Origin of the sequence: Streptomyces sp. 8N616, assembly GCF_052246385.1 — a bacterium.
Classification (GTDB): Bacteria; Actinomycetota; Actinomycetes; order Streptomycetales; family Streptomycetaceae; genus Streptomyces.
Genome location: NZ_JBQQBY010000013.1, coordinates 47,397 through 68,474 on the forward strand (window position 1 = coordinate 47,397; position 21,078 = coordinate 68,474).

10 protein-coding genes, 1 tRNA gene and 1 pseudogene are annotated in these 21,078 nt (G+C 70.1%); 5 read left to right on the top strand and 7 right to left on the bottom strand.

Features of this window, described 5'->3' with window-relative positions:
* Positions 1-62: 62 nt before the first annotated feature.
* The 3 genes from selB to ACTWQC_RS13880 all read right to left on the bottom strand — a co-directional run bounded on the left by selB (position 63) and on the right by ACTWQC_RS13880 (position 3,396).
* Positions 63-1,841 carry a selenocysteine-specific translation elongation factor gene (gene selB / locus ACTWQC_RS13870; protein ID WP_443315958.1) on the bottom strand — a complete coding sequence of 593 codons (1,779 nt, stop codon included), beginning with the start codon at positions 1,839-1,841 and terminating at the stop codon, positions 63-65.
* A complete protein-coding gene (selA, locus tag ACTWQC_RS13875; protein WP_443315959.1) occupies positions 1,838-3,223 on the bottom strand; it encodes an L-seryl-tRNA(Sec) selenium transferase in 1,386 nt (461 codons plus the stop codon). The genes selB and selA overlap by 4 nt, the downstream gene beginning before the upstream one ends.
* A gap of 81 nt (positions 3,224-3,304) precedes the next feature.
* Positions 3,305-3,396: transfer RNA gene (locus ACTWQC_RS13880), tRNA-Sec, on the bottom strand.
* A gap of 81 nt (positions 3,397-3,477) precedes the next feature.
* Here ACTWQC_RS13880 and selD point away from each other — a divergent pair.
* Positions 3,478-4,485 (top strand): selenide, water dikinase SelD, encoded by a 1,008-nt coding sequence (gene selD / locus ACTWQC_RS13885; RefSeq protein WP_443316071.1) that lies wholly within the window; start codon positions 3,478-3,480, stop codon positions 4,483-4,485.
* A 211-nt stretch (positions 4,486-4,696) separates the two neighbouring features.
* Here the strand turns inward: selD and ACTWQC_RS13890 are convergent, their stop codons facing one another.
* Both ACTWQC_RS13890 and ACTWQC_RS13895 read right to left on the bottom strand, forming a co-directional pair.
* Positions 4,697-5,677, bottom strand: a complete 981-nt coding sequence (locus ACTWQC_RS13890; RefSeq protein ID WP_443315960.1) for an alpha/beta hydrolase — start codon at positions 5,675-5,677, stop codon at positions 4,697-4,699.
* 316 nt (positions 5,678-5,993) lie between these two features.
* A complete protein-coding gene (locus ACTWQC_RS13895; protein WP_443315961.1) occupies positions 5,994-6,986 on the bottom strand; it encodes a helix-turn-helix transcriptional regulator in 993 nt (330 codons plus the stop codon).
* A gap of 20 nt (positions 6,987-7,006) precedes the next feature.
* On the opposite strand from ACTWQC_RS13895, the gene ACTWQC_RS13900 reads away from it, so the two are divergent.
* Both ACTWQC_RS13900 and ACTWQC_RS13905 read left to right on the top strand, forming a co-directional pair.
* The gene (locus ACTWQC_RS13900) at positions 7,007-9,286 is read left to right on the top strand and encodes an ATP-binding cassette domain-containing protein (RefSeq protein WP_443315962.1); all 2,280 of its coding nucleotides are present in this window, start codon (positions 7,007-7,009) and stop codon (positions 9,284-9,286) included.
* 375 nt (positions 9,287-9,661) lie between these two features.
* Entirely contained in the window at positions 9,662-10,756 is a 1,095-nt protein-coding gene (locus tag ACTWQC_RS13905; protein WP_443315963.1) for a UDP-N-acetylmuramate dehydrogenase, read from the top strand.
* A 459-nt stretch (positions 10,757-11,215) separates the two neighbouring features.
* Here ACTWQC_RS13905 and ACTWQC_RS13910 read toward each other — a convergent pair.
* A pseudogene (locus ACTWQC_RS13910) lies at positions 11,216-11,518 on the bottom strand (3-hydroxyacyl-CoA dehydrogenase family protein); the annotation flags it as partial.
* Between the two features lie 509 nt (positions 11,519-12,027).
* Here ACTWQC_RS13910 and ACTWQC_RS13915 point away from each other — a divergent pair.
* Positions 12,028-12,552: a hypothetical protein gene (locus ACTWQC_RS13915; RefSeq protein ID WP_443315964.1), complete on the top strand. Its 525-nt coding sequence runs from the start codon at positions 12,028-12,030 to the stop codon at positions 12,550-12,552.
* A gap of 559 nt (positions 12,553-13,111) precedes the next feature.
* On the opposite strand, the gene ACTWQC_RS13920 is transcribed toward ACTWQC_RS13915, so the two are convergent.
* Positions 13,112-16,525 carry a S8 family serine peptidase gene (locus tag ACTWQC_RS13920; protein WP_443315965.1) on the bottom strand — a complete coding sequence of 1,138 codons (3,414 nt, stop codon included), beginning with the start codon at positions 16,523-16,525 and terminating at the stop codon, positions 13,112-13,114.
* A 585-nt stretch (positions 16,526-17,110) separates the two neighbouring features.
* Here ACTWQC_RS13920 and ACTWQC_RS13925 point away from each other — a divergent pair.
* On the top strand, positions 17,111-20,908 hold the full coding sequence (locus tag ACTWQC_RS13925) for a S8 family serine peptidase (protein WP_443315966.1): 3,798 nt from the start codon (positions 17,111-17,113) through the stop codon (positions 20,906-20,908).
* The last annotated feature ends 170 nt before the right edge of the window (positions 20,909-21,078 follow it).

A 21,078-nucleotide genomic window follows, 5' to 3' on the forward strand; every position in this document is an offset into this window, starting at 1 on the left:
CGAGGAAAGGGGCCTACCCGTGCCCGCACCTCCCGTCGGAGGCCCGGATCCCACTGTGCGGTTCAGGCAGGCCGGGGCGCCCGCACCCGGCGGGTGCTGTCCGGCAGCCGCTCGGTGATACCCCGGCGGTCGAGCAGCTCGAGCAGCGGTACGGCAACACGCCGGGTGGTGCCCAGCGCCTGCCGGGCCTCCCCGAGGGTGAACGGCTGCGGCAGTCCGGCGAGCAGCTCGCCGGCCCGTGTCTCGCCACCGGGCAGCAGAAAGACGCCGTCGGCCACCTTCAGCAGCCGGCCCGCCCGCACCGCCGCGGCCAGCTCCCTGGCTCCCAGCCTCAGTTCGGCGAGCCGGTGGGCGTCCGGCGCCGCGAACGGGCGTATCCGCAGCGCGGCGGTCAGCTCGGCCACCGCGGCCTCCACCGGTGGGGGCAGCTCAGCCCTCCGGCCGGGGCAACACACCCGCCCCTCCACCACCGGGAGCGACGCGGCCCCGGCCAGGCGTTCCACCACACCGGTCCCGGGCAACCGCAGCTGTTGCCGCACCGCGTCCACCGGCACACCGGGCTCCAGGGGGTGATCGCCGCGCCATCGGTCGACGAGCGCGCGCAGCTCGTCGAGCAGCCCGGACCACGTCTCCGGGTGCACCCGCAGGCCCCCGCCCCCGAGCTGCTCGCCCACCACCGGCAGTCCCATGGCGCGCAGTTCGTCCGCTGTGGCGAACCGCTGCCGCCGCAGTACGGCGTCGGCCACTACGGCCGGCGACGCCCCGGCGAGCGCCGCCAGTTCCGCCCCACGGCTTCGCGCCGCGGCCCGCCGGTGCAGGTCGGGCGGTCGCACATCGAGCACGTCGACACCGGCTGCGACCCGGTGCCGTCCCGGATCACGGAGCAGAGCACGGTCGCCGACCCGCAGCGGCAGGGGCCGCGTCAGCCGGAGCCGGGCGGTGCCCGCGCCCAGGGGCCGGACCCGGACGGTGACCGCGGCGGACCCCATATGCAGGACGAGCTCCCGGGGCAGGTCCTCGCTGCCCTCGCCTCGAAGCGTCACGTCGATGTCGCCCGTGGCCCGCCATCTGCCGGGGGTGAGCAGCGCATCGCCACGAGTGACAGCGCCGCGCTCCACGCCGCGGAGGTTCACCGCCGTCCGTGCCACCGCGGACACCGTGCGGGCGTCCTGGCCCAGCGACTGCAGGCCGCGTACGCGCACCGCCGCACCCGTGGATGCCAGCATCAGCTCGTCGCCCACCCGCAGCGTGCCGGCCGCCAGCGTGCCGGTGACCACCGTGCCTGCGCCGGCGATGCTGAACGAGCGGTCCACCCACAGCCGTACGTCCGCGTCCGCGTCGGGGCGCGGCAGCGCCGTGGTCAGCCGGGCCAGGCCCGAGCGCAGCCGGTCCAGCCCGTCGCCGGTCCGCCCGCTCACCGCCACCGAGTCGACCGCACCGAGGGCAGTGCCCGCCATCCGGGCCAGTGCCTCTTCCCGTGCCGGCCCAGGGTCCGCCAGGTCGGATCGGGTGACCGCGAGCAGGCCGTGCCGTACGCCCAGCGCGTCGAGCGCCGCGAGATGCTCCGTGGACTGCGGCATCCACCCCTCGTCGGCGGCCACCACGAACAGCACGGCAGGAACAGGGCCGACACCAGCGAGCATGTTCGGCACGAACCGTTCGTGCCCCGGCACGTCGACGAACGCGATCGGGTCCCCGGTGGGCAGGGTCGTCCAGGCGAACCCGAGGTCGATGGTCAGGCCTCGGCTGCGCTCTTCCTCCCAGCGGTCCGGCTCCATGCCGGTGAGCAGCCGTACGAGGGTCGACTTGCCGTGGTCGACATGACCGGCAGTGGCGATCACCTGCACGGCCGCTCACTTCCGCTGTCACTCCCACTCTCACTTCCGCTGTGACTGCCACCGTTGCCCGGCCTCGTCCGTTCCGGCCCCGCTCGGTGCGCAGCCAGCACCGAGTCCAGCAGGGCCCGATCCTCCGACGCGGCGACCGTACGCAGGTCCAGAAGGCATCGGCCCGCTTCCACGCGGCCGATCACCGGCACCGGTCCCGTGCGCAGCGGGCGGCCGTAGCCGGGAGGCAGACCGACCGCGGCGCTGGGCAGCGTCACCGCCGGTGCCCCGCCACCTCCGACAACCGCTTCCGTGCGGACCACGGCAGCCTGCACGCCCGCGTCGCGCAGTCGCTCGACCAGCAGGGCTGCGCGGCTCCGCAGCCCGGCCTCCTCGGCGGTCAGCGCGGTGACCACGGGTGCTTCGGGGCCGCGCAGAGTGGCTTCCAGCGCGGCGAGGGTGAGCTTGTCCACCCGCAGGGCCCGTGCGGCGGGGTGCCGGCGCAGTCGCTCGACGAGCGGGGCGTCGCCGAGGAGTAGTCCCGCCTGGGGGCCACCGAGCAGTTTGTCGCCGCTGGCGGTCACCAGAGCGGCGCCGTCACGCAGTGCCGTGGCCGCGTCCGGTTCGTCGGGCAGCAACGGGTGCGGGGACAGCAGGCCGGACCCGATGTCCACCACCAATGGCGGACCGAGCGCCGCCAGTTCGGCCACACCTGCAGCCGCGGTGAAACCGGTGACCTGGAAATTCGAGGGGTGGACCTTGAGCAGGAACGCGGTCTCGGGTCCCACGGCCCCTGCGTAGTCCCGAGCGGTGGTGCGGTTCGTGGTCCCGACCTCGCGCAGCAGAGCGCCGGTGCCTGCCAGCAGCTCGGGGATGCGGAACCCGTCGCCGATCTCGACGAGCTCACCCCGGCTGATCACGATCTCCCGCCCACCGGAGGCCAGCGCCATGGCGCACAGGAGCAGCGCGGCCGCGTTGTTGTTCACCACGTGGACCGCGCCCGCACCGGGCACGGCCCGGGCCAGTGCGGTGAGTGCCCCGCGCCCGCGCCGGGCACGGCGCCCTTCGGCCAGGTCGAATTCGATGTCGGTCCATCCGGCCGCGGCCAGGACCGCATCGCGGGCGGCATGCGACAGCGGCGCCCGGCCGAGGTTGGTGTGCACCAGCACCCCAGTGGCGTTGATCAGCGGTCGCAGGCTGCCGGCCCGCTCCGGTAGACCGCCTACCGCCGTCTCGACCACGTCCTCCGGGGTGATCTCCCCTGTTCTGGCCCGTCGTTGGGCATCGGTGACCGCCCCCTTCACCAGGGGGCGTCCCAGCCTCCGTACCGCCTCGGCCAGCCGCGGCTCGGCCAGCAGGGTGTCGGTGCCGGGGATGCGCCGCCGCGGATCACTCATCGCACGCCTCCGGCATCGCACTTCTCCGGCATCGCACTTCTTCGGCATCGCTCCCCCCGGCACGGGCCGAGGAGGCGGAGGCGGAGGCGGACGGGAATCGAACCCGCCAACGGCAGCTGCTGCCGTTCAACGGTTTTGAAGACCGCGCCGGTCACCAGGCCGGATACGCCTCCTCGCGCCACGCGGCCATCTTCGCAACGCTACGACCCGCGTGCGAGCCGCCACGGCGGGGCATCATGGTGGACGTGACGGCTGTGACCCCCCGCGAACGCATCCGGCTCACCCAGTACGCCCACGGTGGTGGTTGCGCCTGCAAGATCCCGCCCGGCGAACTGGAGGACGTGCTGCAGGGCCTCGGGCGCGGCGTGCGGGTCCGTGACCCCGCGGGCGAACTGCTCGTCGGCCTGGACGACGGCGACGACGCCACCGTCGTAGGGCTGAGCGAGGACCTGGCGGTGCTCGCCACTACCGACTTCTTCCCGCCCGTGGTCGACGACCCGTACGACTGGGGACGGATCGCCGCGACGAACGCGCTGTCGGACGTGTACGCCACGGGCGGACGTCCACTGATGGCGCTGAACCTGTTGGGCTGGCCGCGCGGTGTGCTGCCCTTCGAACTGGCCCGGGAGGTGCTGCGCGGTGGTCTGGCGGTGGCCGCGGAGGCCGGGTGCCATGTCGCGGGCGGCCACAGCGTGGACGATCCGGAGCCCAAGTACGGTATGGCGGTCACCGGTCTGGTCGACCCGGACCGTGTTCTGCGCAACGACGCGGGAAAGCCGGGAGTGCCGCTGTCGTTGACGAAGCCGATCGGCATCGGTGTGCTGAACAGCAGGCACAAGGCCACCGGCGAGGTGTTCCCGCAGGCGGTGCGTGCGATGACACAGCTCAACCGCGAGCCGGCCGCAGCGGCGCTCGCGGCGGGCGTGGTCTGCGCCACCGACGTGACCGGGTTCGGGCTGCTCGGCCACGCTTTCAAGCTCGCCCGGGCGAGCGGGGTCACCGCGTTGATCGACTCGGCCGCGGTGCCGTGCCTCGACGGTGCCCGGCAGGCGCTGCGCGACGGATACGTCAGCGGGGGCACGCAGCGGAATCTGGAGTGGGTCCGCCCGCACAGCGACCTGTCGGCGGTGACCGAGGAGGAAGCGCTGCTGCTGGCCGACGCGCAGACCTCCGGCGGACTGCTGGTGGCCGGCGAGATCCCCGGCGCGCCGGTCGTGGGGGAACTCGTACCCCGGGGTGAACACGTCCTGGTCGTGCGCTGACCCTGCGGCCTGCCGGAACGACCGGGCATGGTCCTGGTCCTGTCCATTCCGCGGCCCGGAGCGCTGGGCGAAGGAATTACCTGACCAGCACGGACGAAGTTTTTCGGCAGGCGCACAGCCGCAGCAACACGGCCAACGTAAGGTCAGTCCTGGGCCGCCTCATCTCGCCGCTCCGGTACCGCCAGGAAGGGACGTCAGGCGCGTCGGCGGGTCATCCGGCCCTCTCCGGCAGATAGGCGCTGAGCCAAAGGTCGAGCTCGGCAAAGACGCGCTCGCGCACCTCGGGTGCCGACAGAACCAGGTCGTGCACCCCGTCCCGGACGCGCACGGTGGTGACCCGGGGGCCCAGCCGGGGGGCGAGACGGGCGATGTCCTCGGCGCGCAGTATGCCGTCGCTGCGGAGCAGGGCGTCGTCCCATTTGCTGGTGACCGTGCTGGCGGTCGAGGCCATCAGCAGGACCGGGCAGTCGATCCGCAGTCCGCGGCGTACCCGCCGCTGACCCTGTTGGATCGCCGCCAGCCACCCGGAGTAGAGCGGGAAGCCCTCGGCGGGCTTGAGGGTGAGGTCGAACTCCCAACTGCCCCGGAAGTCGCGGTGGAGGCTGTGTACGTAGTGCGGGTTGAGCGGAGCCGGGAGCTTGCGGGTGCCCGCGACGCGTCCAAGGGCGTCAACGACGGGGGCGCCGAGCGTGCGTATCGGCAAGGCAGCGGGCATGGACAGGAAGGGGCTGTTGAGGAAGAGCGCGTCGATCGTCCCCTGGCCGGCCCGCCGGTCGGCGTACAGGGCGCTGATCAGGCCGCCCGTGGAGTGGCCGTTGAGCAGCAGGGTGTCGTGCCCGTCGACCTCCCGGATGATGCGGACGGCCTCGTCGAGTTCCTCGCCGTAGGCGTCGAGGTCGCGGATGAAGTTCGGCGAGTGGTGCGGGCGCAGTGAGCGGCCGTACTTGCGCAGGTCGAGGGCGTAGAAGTCGTAGCCGCGCTCGGCGTAGAAGTCGGCCAGGTGGGTTTGGAAGAAGTAGTCGACGTAGCCGTGCACGTAGAGCACGGCCCGGCGGGAGCCTCCAGCCGCGGCGCCGGAAGCTCCGGCCTGGCGGCGGATCAGGGTCGCGACGATCTCACCTTCGTCGTCAGCGGCGAGCGGCAGGTCGACGGCCTGATAAGGCTCGCCCAGGATGTCGGTACGGAAGTCCACGGCGCAGACTGTAACGGGCATGCCCGCTCCAACACCGCCGGATTCCCGTGGGCTTGGTCACTTCCGACGCGGGCGGCGATTCATTCTCGGCAAGCGCCCGGTAGGGATCGTTGAGTGGCAGTGCTTGGCCCTGTGGGGTTCCGGAACGGGGCACCTGCGCTGAACTGCGCCTCTACGCCGCTCGCTCGTACTCGTTGATGAGGCCGCCGAGTCGTTGTCGCCGCCTGATCCGCTCGTGGGAAGACCCGGCTGCTCGACTTGCTGGTGCTGCTCCGCCTACAGGACGAGCAGCTCGACGTTCTGGAATCCGACAGGGTCAGTTGCGGCCGAGGCGTGCGCCGAACTGCCGGAATGCCGCGCGGAATTCCCCGGGTTCCTCGACGGTGAAGTCGGCGCCGAGGAAGGCGAGCCCCGGCAGCAGCCACTGCCAGGAGTCGAGCATGAGCACGGCGCGTGTCCCGCCTCCGGCGGCCGCGGTGAGAACGACGTCCTGGTGGGTGAACGCGTCGGCCACCGCTGTCATAGGGGCGTCGATGGTCAGCACCACGCGCTGCCGGTGCCTGTTGATGCCCTCACGGAGGTAGTCGATGCCGCTCCCGGCCGGCAGCGGGCGGAGCGAGAACGTCCGGCTCCGTGCCCGGATTTCGGCGACGCGGTCGAGGCGGAACACGCGCCAGTCCTGCTTGTCGATGTCCCATCCCAGCAGGTACCAGCGCTGGTGCAGGTGAATGTGGCGATGCGGCTCGACCAGGCGTGTGGTGGCCTTCCCGGTCGCCCCGACGTAGTGGAACGTCACGACGTGCTCGTGCGCGATCGCCTCGGCGAGCGTGCTCATGGTCTCCGCACGGGTGCTCGGGGCGGGCGTCGGCATCGTCTCCAGACTGGCGCGCAGCGCGGCCACGCGGGAGCGCAGCCGCTTGGGCAGGTACTGGTCCACCTTGCCGTAGGCGCGGATCGCCGCCTCGTCGATGCTGCCCTCGCTCGCGCTGCCGGTCGAGCCGAGAGCGGCCAGGCCCAGGAGAGTTGCGATGGCCTCGTCGTCATCGAGCAACAGCGGGGGCATGGCCCGCCCGGCCGTGAGCCGGTAATAGCCGCCCGGTCCCGGCTGGGTCTCGACCGGGTACCCGTAGCCACGGAGGCGGCTGATGTCGCGCCGCAGTGTGCGCGGGGGAACGTCCAGCCGGGCCGCCAGCTCCTCACCCGTGAACCTCATGCCCGACTGCAGCACCACCAGCAGTGCGAGGACCCGTTGCATGACGTCGGCCACGACCGCAGTCTCGCAGAAGTCGAGGCCACTTTCCGGCCGCATCGTGCCCTAGGGTCCCGACCATGCCGCAGCACAGCATCCGGATTCGGGGAGCCCGCACCAACAACCTGCAGCACGTCGATGTCGATGTGCCCCGCGCGCACGTCGTGGTCTTCGTCGGTGTGTCAGGCTCGGGCAAGTCGTCGCTGGTGTTCGACACGATCGCCGCCGAGGCCGGCTACCAGCTCAACGAGACGTACCCGCCCTATACCCGCAACCGCCTGCCGAAATGGAACCGTCCCGAGGTCGGCCACATCGAGGGGCTCTCCCCGGTGGTGGTGATCGACCAACGGCGGCTGGGCGGGAACGCCCGCTCCACGGTCGGCACGATCACCGGCATCTGGACCTACCTCCGGCTCCTGTTCTCCCGGGTGAGCAACCCGTACGTCGGCGAGTCCACCTGCTTCTCCTTCAACGACCCGGCCGGCATGTGCCCCACCTGCTCGGGCCTCGGCGAGGTCGTGGCCAGCGCCGTCGATCGCATCGTTGACCTGGACAAGTCGCTGAGCGAGGGCGCCGTCCTGCTGCCCGGGTTCGCCACCGGCGGCTACTGGTACTCCCACTTCGCCGACATCGGGGTGTTCCCTCTCGATACGCCGCTGCGCCACTGGAGCCAGAACGAGCGGGACGCGTTACTGTACGGCGCCGGATCTGCGGGATCACCGGCGAACACGCTTCCCAAGGACTACGAGGGCGTTGTCGAGCGGTTCGAGCGCATCTACCTGCGCAGCTCCGACGATATGTCCGAGCGCAAGAAGGAGACGCTCGCCAAGTTCACCCGCTCCGAGGTGTGCCCGGACTGCCGCGGGGACCGTCTGGGCGAAGCGAGCCGGAACGCCACGGTGCTCGGCCACACCATCGGTGAGATGGCGCGGATGGAGGTCAGCGAACTCGCGGAGCGGGTGACGGGGGTGACCGAGGCGAGCGTGGCGCCGGTCGTGTCCGCGCTGGCCGACCGGCTCCAGGCGATGGTCACCATCGGGCTCGGCTACCTCCACCTCGGCCGCAGCACCACGACGCTCTCCGGCGGCGAGTCACAGCGGATCAAGACCCTCAGGCACCTGGGCAGCAGCCTCACCGAGATGATCTACGTCTTCGACGAGCCCACCGTCGGACTGCACCCCCACGACGTCTCCTCCATGACCGAGCTGCTGGGGCAGCTGCGGGACAAGGGCAACTGCGTCTTGGTCGTCGAGCACGACCCCGCGGTCATGGCCATAGCCGACCAGATCATCGAGGTCGGGCCGGGCGCGGGCGAGCAGGGGGGCACGCTCGTCTACCAGGGCACCTTCGAAGGGCTTTGCCGGGCCGACACCGCCACGGCGGCCGCACTGGCGCAGCACCGGCCCATCAAAGACGATCCGCGGACGCCGCGGGGGCACATCACCCTGGCCGACGCCACGCGCAACAACCTCAAGAACGTGACCGCGGACATTCCCACCGGCGTGATGACCGTGCTCACCGGCGTGGCCGGCTCCGGGAAGACCAGCCTCGCGAGCGAACTCGTCGCCCAGCACGACGCCGTCGTGATCGACCAGAGGCCGGTCAGCACCAACCGCCGCTCGACCCCCATCACGTACACCGGGATCGCCGCCCCCATCCGCAAGCTCTTCGCCCGCAACAACCGCGTCGCGGCGAGCCTGTTCAGCTCCAACTCCGAGGGTGCCTGCCCGGACTGCAAGGGCCTCGGGGTCGTCTACACCGACCTCGCCTTCATGAAGGACCAGGAAACGGTCTGCGAGACCTGCCAGGGACGCCGATTCACGCCCCAGGTCCTGGAATACACGGTTGACGGGCTGTCCATCGCCGACATCGACGATCTCACGATCAGCGAGGCCATCGACCTGCTCCCGGACCGCGCGATCGTCAGGGCCCTGCGTCACCTCGACGAGGTCGGGCTGGGTTACCTCCGGCTCGGCCAGCCGCTGACGACCCTCTCCGGAGGTGAGTGCCAGCGCGTGAAGATCGCCAAGGAGCTTCGTGACTCCACCAGTCCCGCCCTCTACATCCTCGACGAGCCCACCACCGGCCTGCACCTCCAGGACATCGACACCCTGCTGGGCCTCCTCGACGGCCTGGTGGACCACGGGCACACCGTCGTACTGATCGAGCACAACCTCGACGTCATCCGGCGAGCGGACTGGATGATCGACCTCGGCCCCGGCCCCGGGAAGCACGGCGGGCAGATCCTCTATCAAGGACCCGTCGCCGGCATCACCGGAACGGCCACCACCGAGGCGCTGCGCGAGGACGGCTTCGGAACCCCGGCCGCGCCGCCGTCCACAGACCCGGCCAGCCGCTGACGTCCCACAGCGCGTCAGAACGGTCCTCCGCTTGTTCCCAGTTCGACTTTTCAGAGAAGCCGGCCGAGGCACGGCTCGCGCGCACCGACCTCGATGGCGCGGTCGCGGCCGACACGGACGCTCTGGACCTCGCCGAACACATCACCTCGTTACGCGCGCAGGTCAGGCTCTCCGGCCAGCGCCGGCAGTTCCTGGACCATGACAGCGCTACCTGCGTCAACTCGTGCAGCGCGCTGATCGGTTGCTGTACGCGCCCCGGCTGCGGGCAGCAAGCTAGGGGGGCCAACGGCGAAGCCCCTGGGACAGTGCCCGACAACACCCGAGAGACGACGTCCAAGGGGTGACGCCCGAAGGCCACGAGGAGAAAAGGAGCATATGCGAGTCACTCACGGCGCGCCGCTCGCCCCCTTGACCACCCTGGCCATCGGCGGGCCGGCAGCGCTCCTCGCCGAGCTGCACGTCCCTGCGGATTTCCCGGAGTTCGTCAAGCTGGCCGGCGGCTGTCCCGGCCGGCCGGTCACCCTCGGGCACGGCAGCAACGTGCTGGTCGACGACTCCGGCTCCACCTCCGCCGTCCTGCTGATGGCCACCCGGGGGCTGCGCATCACCGGATACGACGACCACCGGGTCCTCATCGAGGTCCAGGCCGGCCATCCGTTCACCGACTTCGTGGACACCACCATCGCCGAGGGCCTGACCGGGATGGAGATGCTCGTCGGCATCCCCGGCACGGTCGGTGCCACGCCGGTGCAGAACGTCGGCGCGTACGGCCAGGAGATCTCCGACACGCTCGTCGACGTCGTGGCCTGGGACTGGGAATTGGGCCGCATCGTCACCATGGACGCCACGGCGTGCCGGCTCGGCCACCGCACGAGCATTTTCAAGCACACCCGGCGCTGGACGCTGCTGAGTCTGCGATTCGCCCTGCGCCGCTCCGAGCTGAGCGCACCGGTCACGTACCGGACCGTGGCCACGGAGCTCGGAATCCCTGTCGGTGGCAGGGTGCCGACCGCCGAGGCGGCCCGGGCGGTGCTCACGGTCCGCCGCGGCAAGGGCATGGTGATGGACAGCACCGACACCGACCGCCGCACAGTCGGCAGCATCTTCCTCAGCCCCGAGGTGTCCCCAGGACAGGCCGACCGCCTGCGGGCGCAGAACGCGCCGGTGAACCACTTCGCCGACGGCTCGACCAGAGTGAGTGCGAGCTGGCTCATCCAGCAAGCCGGATTCGAGCTGGGCCGCCCCATCACGGCGGGCACCCGCATCTCTTCGCTGCACTACACCCTTGTGGCCGACGACGGCGCGAGCGCCGAAAGCTTCGCCCAAGCCATCGACATCGTGCTCCAGCAGGTCCTGCGCCACACCGACGTCCTGCTCACCCCCGAAATCGACTTCATCGGAGACTGGCACTTCCGTCCGGCGCGCAGCAGCGGTCGGGCGGGCGATGACGCCGCCGACTCGCGCCGCTGACGTGTGAGTTCCAGGAGCCTCGCCTCGGCTGGGCCCACCGCGCGATCCTCACCGCGCTGGCCCGGCTGCTGCCGAGGATGCTGCGGGAACATCGCTTGGCAATGTCCGGAACACTGCTGCGCTGGCATGGGCGAGCCTGCTCCGAGGCCGGGCCACGGCCGAGATCTGACGCCCTCCTCGCATCAGCGGCGCCCTCAGCAGCGGCTCAGCGGCACCTCAGCGGCCCTGGGAATCGGGGGACGCCCTGCGTCGTCGATGCAAGGGGACTCTCCTGGCTTCGCCCCGGGGGTACCCCCGACAGGGAGCTGTGCCCCCTATTCGCCGGACTCCGACTGCCATGACGTGCAGGAACGAGGAAGCTGCACGCACAGGGTCGCCGTAGCCGGAGTCACAGCCGACGATCCGCGAACTCTCAAGCGCACGGACGTGATTGGCTTATCCCAGAACTCCGTTGGCGGTTCAGGGCGTGCGCGGCGGGTACCGGTAGAAGCCGCGGCCTGCTTTGCGACCGACATGTCCGGCCTGCACCATCCGTGACAACGGGGGCGGAGGTGCGTACAGCGGTTCCTTGAACTCCTCATACAGGGATTCTGCGACCGCCAGCGTGGTATCCAGGCCGATGTGGTCGGCCAGTGACAGCGGGCCCATCGGGTGGGCGCATCCCCGCACCATGCCGGCGTCGATGTCCTCGGCGCGTGCGAACCCCGACTCGCACATACGGATCGCTGCCAGGATGTAGGGGATCAGCAGAGCGTTGACGACGCGGGCCTCGGAGGCACCGCCCAACCGTGTGCCGCCCTCGTCGGGTGTCAACGGGCAGAGTCATCCGCCCCGACCGACTCGGCGGTGTGATCCACTACGCCCAGGGCGCATGGGTGGCCGAGTATCGTGCACCCGCAGGGCCACCGGGCTCGCCAGTCCGGTGACGCGCGCCGTCGCCGACAGCACCCCACGGCTGTCGGCAGCGCCGCCGGCCCCGACCGCTCGGCAACACCGAATGGCATATGCAAGAGCCCTTGTGCAACTTGCGCCAACTAGGTAATTTCCGTTTCCACGTCATCCGGCAAGCCGACCAGGCCGCGGCTCACCGACGAGCGGGACAGGGTCATCCCACGTCCTCGTCCGGCTCGCCTCCCTCCAGGAAGCGACCGCGACCGAAATCCGCCCTGCCGGACATCGCCCCTCAGCCGGGAGACGGTCCGCCGACAGGCGATATGAGCCGCCGGCGTGCCGGGCTCATGTCCAGGGCGGTGAGGAGCAAGGGAGCGCACGTGGCACATCCGACACCTCCGCCCGACCCGACCCCCCGCCTCGAGCACCTCGACCTGATGCCGCCCGGCGCCGACCGGCTCGGACAGCGACCGGACCCCCCTGAGCGCTGGCCCGGCACGGTAGGCCCGCCGACCTCGCCGGGGTTCCTGCAGTCGGCAAAGACCTGGCTGCTCGAGTTCGCTCCACCACGCTGGCGGCACGAGGAGACACTGCACCGGGATCCCGTCGAGCTGGCCCACGTGGTCAGACTGCACCTCCAGGCGGACATCATCGCGATGCAGGCGGGGCTGAGCGAAGTCGCCCAGTCGGTCCTGGCGGAACCCGCTCGGGCAAATCCTTCCGAAATAACCGACTTCTATGCATGCGAACGTGACTGGGCCTGCGCCATGCTCGAGCAGGTCAAGCTGGTTGAGCAGGCGTTGAGGGCCGTGTGCGGCAGTGCCTCGAGGAGGCTCCCGGCCGCCGGTACGGGCAGGGCACGGAGCCGCGCCCCGATGCCGCGGCAGCGACCGGCCACAGCCTGAACTGGGCGACTGCAGGCGCCATCGTCTGCAACCGGCCGCGCTCCCGGCCGTCGCGTCGCGCACCGAGGCAGTCGACCGGGATCCGGGGCCGTTTTGGACACCACGGGGCCGAACTCGTCCCCTGTATCCCCCTGCGCGACGCCCCGGCTGGACGCACCTGGGGCTGCCCATCGGCAGGCCCCAGGAAGGCAGCGGGGAATGCGTCTACCGGGGACGACGGATCCCGACACCATGGACACCACCACCGGCACCACTGCCCAACCAACGGCACGAATGCGTGGAGAGCCCGTTGCGGCGTGAGTCGCACGGCGGGCTCGGCGGGCGGGCCGGGAAACGGAACTCCGGAAACGGAGACACCGCGCCCCGGCCCGACCTGGCACCCTCGCTATGCTCGCCCACGCCTTCCTCGCTGCCATGGCCGCTCTCAGGCCGGTAGGGAAAGGGGGCGCAGAGCGTCGCATCGCCGGTCACGAGCTCCCGTCACATGATGGGCGGTCAGCTCACTGTCACTCGGAAATATGCTTCGCACTTGCAGGAATAGCAAACGGCAACTGAGGTACTAGCCCTTCAGGCCGTAGGCGCGGATCGTGGTCTGCTCTACCAAGTCGCCGTTCGCCGCCTCCGCCTTGACGCGCAGGGAGACGAACCGCGCTCCGTCGGACGGCCTGGCGAGCAGCGCACCCCAGGTGTCGCCGTCGATGTGCTTCACCTTGGCGCGCTGCCAGGTCTTGCCGTCGTCGGCGGACTGCTCGACCGTGACCTTCTCCACCTGGCCGCTTCCCGTGGACTCCGCCTGCGCGCCGACGGTGATCTTCAGGGGGAACCAGGGCTGGTCGGGTACCCGGTTGTAGGTGTCAAACGGGCCGGTCATGCTGAGCGTGAGCAGCGGCTGGTACGTCGCCTCGGCCGCGTTCTCGGAGAGGAACGACCACGTGGTGGTGGTCTCGGGCGCCAGGGACGCCCACTTGGGGCTGCGGTTCGACTTCACCTCCAGTGTGTAGCGGCCCTTCTCCGCGGGCACTGCCCAAAAGCCCCACGGCTTCGGCGTGGTCCCGATCACCGTGCCGTCCTCCTTGGCGAGCGTGGTCTGCGCGGTGATGTACTGCGCGCTGAGTGCGGAGGCGGCGGAGTGGCCGGGATCGCCCGGCGAATACGGCCAGACCTGGGCGAGCAGGTTGTCGCCGAGCCTGACCACCCGGTTCCACGGGTGCATGGAGATGTCGGAGCCGAGCACCGCGGAGTTCCAGGTGTGCGTGCGCCGCTCACCCGGCTTGTAGCCGTAGTACCCGGCCTCGACGTGCCCGTCGAAGTCGCTGATCTCCGGTACGTCGGTCGGGCGCTGCCACAGGTAGTGGCTCCACAGGGTGCCCTCCCTCGCCGAGTAGAACTCCATGCGCCTCGACGGCAGGGGGATGTCGTCGAAGGCCGCGTTCACGACGAACTGGTTCGGCAGGTAGTCCGGGGTAGAGGAGCGGGTGCCGAGGGCGTCGACGCCCTGCGCGCGGTACAGCGCGCGCTCCTGCCCCAGCTCACGGTCGCGCACCCGGTAGCTGAGCGAGTCCGGGATCCCGCCCGACGACGGCTGGGCGACGTAGTACGCGTACCTCTCGCTGCTTCCCGGGGGCGGCAGGAGGGTCTGGTAGATGCCGAAGTCGAACCTGGCGGGGTCGGCCTCCACCGGGATGGCGTAGAGCTGCTCGCCGCGGTAGCTGCGGTAGTTGGTCTGCACGGGGGTGCCGTCGCCGGCCCCACCGACCACGTAGATCTGGTCGATGTCCGCGACGTGGCGTACGGCGTCCGGCTTGTCGGACCTCACCTCGATCTTCGTGCCCTCACGGGCGTCCAGGGTGACCGTCGTGGGCTTGTCGAGGACGATCTGCGGGACGCTCGCCCACGTCCTGCTGGCCAACTGCGCAGGCTCGCCTGGCTTTGGCGTGTCGACGAGCGCGTTCAGGCCGTACGTCGCCTTGGGGACGCGTACGGTCAGCACGCCGTCCGTCAGCGGCGGCAGCTGGGGGGAGTCGCCGCTGTCGAGGTCGACCAGATCGAAGTAGTGGTCGAGGTCCGGGCTAGCCGGCTTGCCCGCGCGGTCGACGGCCTTGACCGTCAGCTCGAACGACTCGGGCTCGGTGGTCGCGGCGAACGGCGTGGTGACGGTGGCGCCGTCGGGCCCGGTCGCGGTGACGCGCCCGCCGAAGCTGCCGGGGGCGCCCGCGAGCAGCGCCTTGGGCGTGGCCGTCAGGTCGACGGTGGCCGTGCCGTGAGCGGGCACGGTGACATCGTTGTCCGCAACCGCGAACGCACCGTCAGGCAGCCCGGCTCCACCCGGTCCGGCCCCAGTGACCTGGAGGGACAGGGTGATCGGAGCGTCGCCGTCGTTGGTGTACGTCATGGACTTGGTGACGGGCGGCAGATCGGTCTGAGGGTACTTCAGCAGCCCGAAGTCCACGGCGGTGGTGGTGGCGCGGACAGTCTGCTTGACGGCGCGGACGAGGTCGACCCGGCCGCCGCCCTGGTCGAAGACGCCTGCGTCGGCGACGGGCTTGGCGGTGCTGGTCAGCGCCGCCTTGAGCGTCTTGCCCGACCAGTCGGGGTGCTGCTGGGCCAGGATCGCGGCGCCCGCCGCCACATGCGGGCCGGCCATCGAGGTGCCGCTGGCCATGGTGTGGTGGTCGTCGACAGGCGTGCCCATGGACGTGCCCGCGGCGCGCGCCGCGACGATCGACTCACCGGGCGCGGCGATATCGGGCTTGACCGCGAAGTCGCGGAACCGCGGCCCGCGCGAGGAGAACCCGCTGACCCGGTCGGTCTTGGACACGCTGCCGACGGCGAGGGCGGCGTCGGCAGCGGCCGGGGTGGCCACCGTGCCCGACGCGCTGCCGCTGTTGCCCACGGCGACGACGAAGAGGGTGCCGTACTGGGCGGAGAGCCGGTTCACTGCGGCGGAGAGCGGGTCGGTTCCGTCGGTGGCACGGCTGCCGAGGCTCATGTTGACTATCTTCGCCCGCTGTGCGGCCCACTCCATCCCGGCGAGGACGGCCGAGAAGTCGCACGACTCCGCGCCGCACACCTTGCCGACCAGCAGCCGGGCGTCGGGGGCAACTCCCTTGTGCTTGCCACCGGACGCGGCTCCTGACCCCGCGATGGTGGAGGCGACGTGGGTGCCGTGCCCGAAGGTGTCCTTGACGCCGTCCGGGCTATGGGTGAAGTCCTTGCCCTCGGCAACGGTGGAGCCGAAGTCGGGATGGGTGGCGTCGTAGCCGCCGTCGAGGACAGCGACGGTCACGCCCTTGCCGGTGTACCCCGCCTCCCACGCGGCCGGTGCGCCGACCTGGCTGTTGCTCTGCTCGTCGGTGAGGCGCGCCTCACCGTCGAGCCAGATCCTGGTGACTCCGTCCTTGAGCCTGCTTCGCTTCCCGGCCTCGTGGGTGATCAGCGAGGCCCACAGCTTGCCGAGTTCGTTCTTGTCGGCGACGACCGACGAGCCGCCAAGGCTGGGCAGTCGACGGGTCACCTTGGCGATCCCAACCTTGGCCGGGGTTTTGTCGGACCGGGAGGAGACGAGCAACGGCAACGTGCTGCGGGACTTGTCGTCCCGGTGCTGACGCACCAGTTCCGCGACGTCGAACAGGTTGCCGTCGAGCGCACCGGACGACACGAGTGGCCGTGCGTCGTCGGGAATCACCACGATACGGTCAACACCGTCCTGGTCTCTGGTTATGCGTCTGATGAATCCGATGTCCTTGCGGCCCGGACCCGGGAGCACCCTGAGCTCGTACCGCCGGTCGGGGAGTTGGGTGACGATGACCCGATCTCCGGTGAGCAGCGTCGCAGAGTGGGTCACCGGGTTCGACGCACGGCCGGCGGCCGGCGGCCGGTCGGCCGTGTCCGACACCGCGCCCTGTGCGGGCGTGGTGGGCAAAAGCACGGCAGCTACCGCCGATAAGGCGACGAATGTCCTGGTCCAGCGCATGATCGACTCCTTTGGAGAGCGCTGCGTGGCACGGCACCCGGACCGAAAGGCGATCGATGGTGCGCTGGAGCAAAGGCCCGGGCGTGATCGGTGCACGACTTCCGATGGCGCTTGCTGTTCCATCGCCAACGAAGGCCGGACTAGACCTCTTTACCTGTCAAGGTACAGACCAATTATGAAAGGTTGCTCATCCCACAGAGCTGCACTGCGGCCAGGAGGCAGCGACCTTCGGTCAACGCCCCCAAGTCGACCGGGGCGTACTCTGACGAGTTCGCCCCACTACAGCTCGCGTCGCGCGCGTTGGCGGCACCGAGCGCCCCAGCCCTCCCGCCTCGCTTCGGTGGCCGTCCGGACCATCGGCACGAACACAGAAGTGCTTTCCGACCGAGGACGATAGGGAGGGATGGACCTCCTAGTGGCATGAACTATCCATTTCAGACGGCTCGTCAGCCCGCCGGACTGATTTTTAAGTCTTTGACCTGCACTGAACGAAAAACCTCGGCCTGCACGCTGGCGGGCATTGGTCTATACCTTCACAATCACCCACGCAGTGACCCCCTACAGCACGATCTGAAGGGAGCAACGATGCGCACGCGCTCGAGGGTCTTGGCAGCCGGTCTCGGCGTGGCGTTCATGGCCGGAGGAATGCCTCCGGCCGTCGCCGACCCAGGTCCGACGCCATCCCCAGTCAAACTCTCCGAAAGCCCCAGATTCGACGCTGCGAGCAAGGCCAAGTCCCACACCCTGACCCTGGTCACCGGGGATGTCCTCTCCGTCTCCGTCCAGCCCGACGGGCGGACGGCGATAAGCCAGGTCTCCGGCAGCGGCAATGGCCACATCAGCTGGACAGACGTCGAGCAGCAGTCCTACTTCCTGCCCAAGCAGGCCGCGCCCTATGTGTCGGCGGGTCTGGTCGACCGGGAGCTGTTCAACATCACCCGGCTGATCAAGGACGGCTACGACGACGGCAAGCGGACAACGTTGCCACTGATCCTGTCCCACAGGAAGCAGTCCGCACGCGACCAGGCGGACCGGCCCGCACTCGACGGCAGCGTCACGGCCCGGGAGCTGCGGAGCATCAACGCCACGGCGGTGCGGGAGAACAAGAAGAAGGCCTCCGACTTCTGGCGGGACCTCACCGGGCTCACCTTCGGCGCCCTACCGAACTCGACCACGTCAGCCACCGCGCCGAAGCTGGCGAACGGGGTCACAAAGGTGTGGCTGGACCGCAAGGTCAAGACACACTTAGACGTCAGTGTCCCGCAGATCGGGGCCCCGGAGGCGTGGAAATCGGGGTACACCGGAAAAGGCGTCACCATTGCCGTCCTCGACACCGGGATCGCCAAGCACCCGGACCTGGAAGGCAAGATCACGGCTGCCCAGGACTTCACCGGGAGCGACACCGGCACCGATGACCGGACCGGGCACGGCACGCATGTCGCCTCCACCATCGCCGGTACCGGGGCCGCGTCCGGCGGCACGTACAAGGGCGTGGCACCGGACGCCGGCCTGATCAACGCCAAGGTGCTCGGCGATGACGGATCGGGATCGGAGTCGCAGGTCATCGCGGGTATGGAGTGGGCCGCGAGGAAAGCCCAGGTCGTCAGCATGAGCCTGGGAAGCGACCAGGCCGGCGACGGCACCGACCCGTCCTCCCAGGCGATCAACAACCTCACCAAGTCCACCGGCGCGCTGTTCGTGGTGGCCGCGGGCAACGCAGGCCCGAACGCGCGCACCATCGGCTCGCCCGCCGCCGCCGACGCGGCCCTGACCGTGGGCGCGGTCAGCAAACAGGACGAACTCGCGGACTTCTCCGGCCGGGGGCCACGTCTGGGCGACAACGCGATCAAGCCCGAGATCACCGCACCCGGCGCCGGCATCGCCGCCGCCCGAGTCAAGGGCACCCCGGTCGGCGACAACGAGCCGGTCGACGACAACTACGCACGGGCCACCGGCACCTCCATGGCCACCCCGCATGTCTCCGGCACCGCGGCGCTGCTCCTCCAGCAGCACACGGAGTGGAAGGCGGACCGCCTCAAGACCGCCCTCACCAGCACCGCCAAGGGGCTGCCCGATCTGACCCCGTTCCAGCAGGGCTCCGGGCGCGTGGACGTGGCCAGGGCGAGCGCCCAAACCGTGAGCGCGTCGACCGGAACTCTCAACCTCGGCTACTTCGAGAGCCCCTTCGACGAGATCGACCCGGTGACGAAGACGGTCACCTACCGCAACGACGGCGACCAGCCCGTCTCCCTCGACCTCAGGGCCGCGGCCACCTCCGAGAAGGGCCCCCCGGCGGGCGGCGACCTGCTGAAGGTTGAACCGGCCAGCCTCACCGTCCCCGCCGGAGGCACCGCGGACGCCGTCGTCACCCTCGACGTCACCAAGGGCGACCTCGGCCTGTACGGCGGTGCCCTCACCGCCACCAGCGACAACGGCTCCACGGTGCTGCGCACGGCCCTGGCCTTCACCAAGCAGCAGGTGCACCGGGTCTTGCTGCGGGCCAAGGACCGTGAGGGCCGCCCGGCCTCCGCACGGGTCGCCCTGGCCAGCCAGGCCACCGGTGACGACGTGAGCGTGGACGTCGATGGCGCCACCGGCGAGGGCACCGCGAAGGTCTACGACGACGGCCCCTTCTCGGTGACGGCCTTCGTGTACACCAAGGACGAACACAACCGGCACGAGATCGAGCAGACCGCCTTCGCCTTCCCGGACTTCAAGGTCCCTGGGGACCGCGAACTCGTCCTCGACGCGCGCCAGGCGAAGCCGGTGGACATCACCGTTCCGGAGTCCGTTACCGAAGTGTACGAACTCCAGCAGCATGTCTACCGGAAAGCGGGCAAGGTGAATGCCCTCGTCAGCTCCGTACCGGGCGTCGCGGCGACGAAGCTGTCCGCCGTGCCCTCCGAGGCAGCGGCCACAGGCGAGTTCGAGTACGTCACCCGCGAGCATCTGATCGCACCGCGGTTCCGGCGGGTCAGCACAGTGAACTCGGGTGTGGAGCTGCACCCGACGTACATGGGCTTCCGCGGGTTCACCAACCCGCCGCTCGACGGCAAGCACCGCCTGGAGGTCATCGACGTGGGTGCCGGGGCACCCGAGGACTACAAGGGCAAGGACGTCAAGGGCAAGATCGCTCTCATCCTCTCCAACCCCGAACCGGGGTCGTCGATGCGGCTGATCGCGACGGCGGCCGCCCATGGGGCAAAGGCCACCCTGATCTACGGCAATGAGCCTGGGATGTTCCGTGACCCGTCGGTGTTCCGCTCCCCGATCCCCCCGATGCAGATCGACTACGAGGAGGGCCGCAAGCTCCTCGACCTCCTCAAGGCCGGCCCGGTCCACCTCGGCATCGACGCCGTCGCCGGCGGCCCGTACGACTACTCCATCGTGCTGCCGGAGGCTGACCGTATCCCGGACTCGCTCACCTACCGGCTCGGCGCCGACAAGCTGGCGACGGTGGACACCAGGCTCCACGCGGTGTACCCCGGCCAGGTCGGTGCCTACACCGCGTACGGGCGCCGGCCGTACGAATTTCTGTGGTCAACCCTGCCCCTGACGGTGCCCTACCCACACAGGCACAAGCTGTACGTGGTCGCGGACCGCGAGACCCACTTCGGCCAGTTGGTCTGGGCGCGGTTCCCGGAGCTCTCCACGGTGGTGTTCAGCCACACGTACGAGCCCGGCGATCACAGGACCGAGGAGTGGTTCAAGGCCCCGCTGGGACCGGGAGTGACCGATATCCACGTGCCGTCCGCCCGGCGGGGCAACACCCTCCTCATCAACATCGGCGAGATCACCGACTCGGATCCGGAACACGGGATGAACTTCTCCGTTCCGTCCGCCGAGGTGCGGGTCTACGAGGACGGCGAACTGGTCGGCACAGGCGAGCACCCGTCGGGAACGCTGGAGCTGGACAACCCCGACCCCGCCACGTACCGGATCGAGCTCGACGTCAAGGAGCAGCTGCCCGACTGGCGGTTCGCCAGGACCAGCAACACGTCGTGGACCTTCCGCTCGGAGAAGACCCCGGACGACAAGTGGACGGCGCTGCAACTCATCAAGAACTTCTGGGACCTGGCGCTCGACGGCGACAACGCGGCGCGCGCCGGCAGGCCGTTCGTCCTGAAGTTCAAGCCCGAGACACAGATGGATGCGCCGCCGGTCCCGATCAAGGACGTCAAGCTGGAGGTCTCCTACGACAAGGGCAAGACCTGGCAGCCCACGCACAAGCCGGTCGAGCTCCCGGACGGCGGCTATCGGGCGTTGATCCAGCACCCGAAGCTGTCCGACACCGATGGGAAGGTCGCCCTGCGCCTGCACGTGGCCGATGAACAGGGCGGAAAGCTGGACCAGACCGTCTATGACGCCTACGCGCTGAAGTAGGGCCGAAGGAGAAGGAAGGGCGCGGTTGAGAAAAACGCGGGACAGCCGGTGGGCCGGAGGTGGCCGACCCTGGCCCACCGGACGGCGTCACCGCGGTCGACTACCCCAGCCAGGAGAGAGATGGGAGCCGCGGAGCCGATCGGCCTGCGTCGCGTAACGGGGGCATGGCT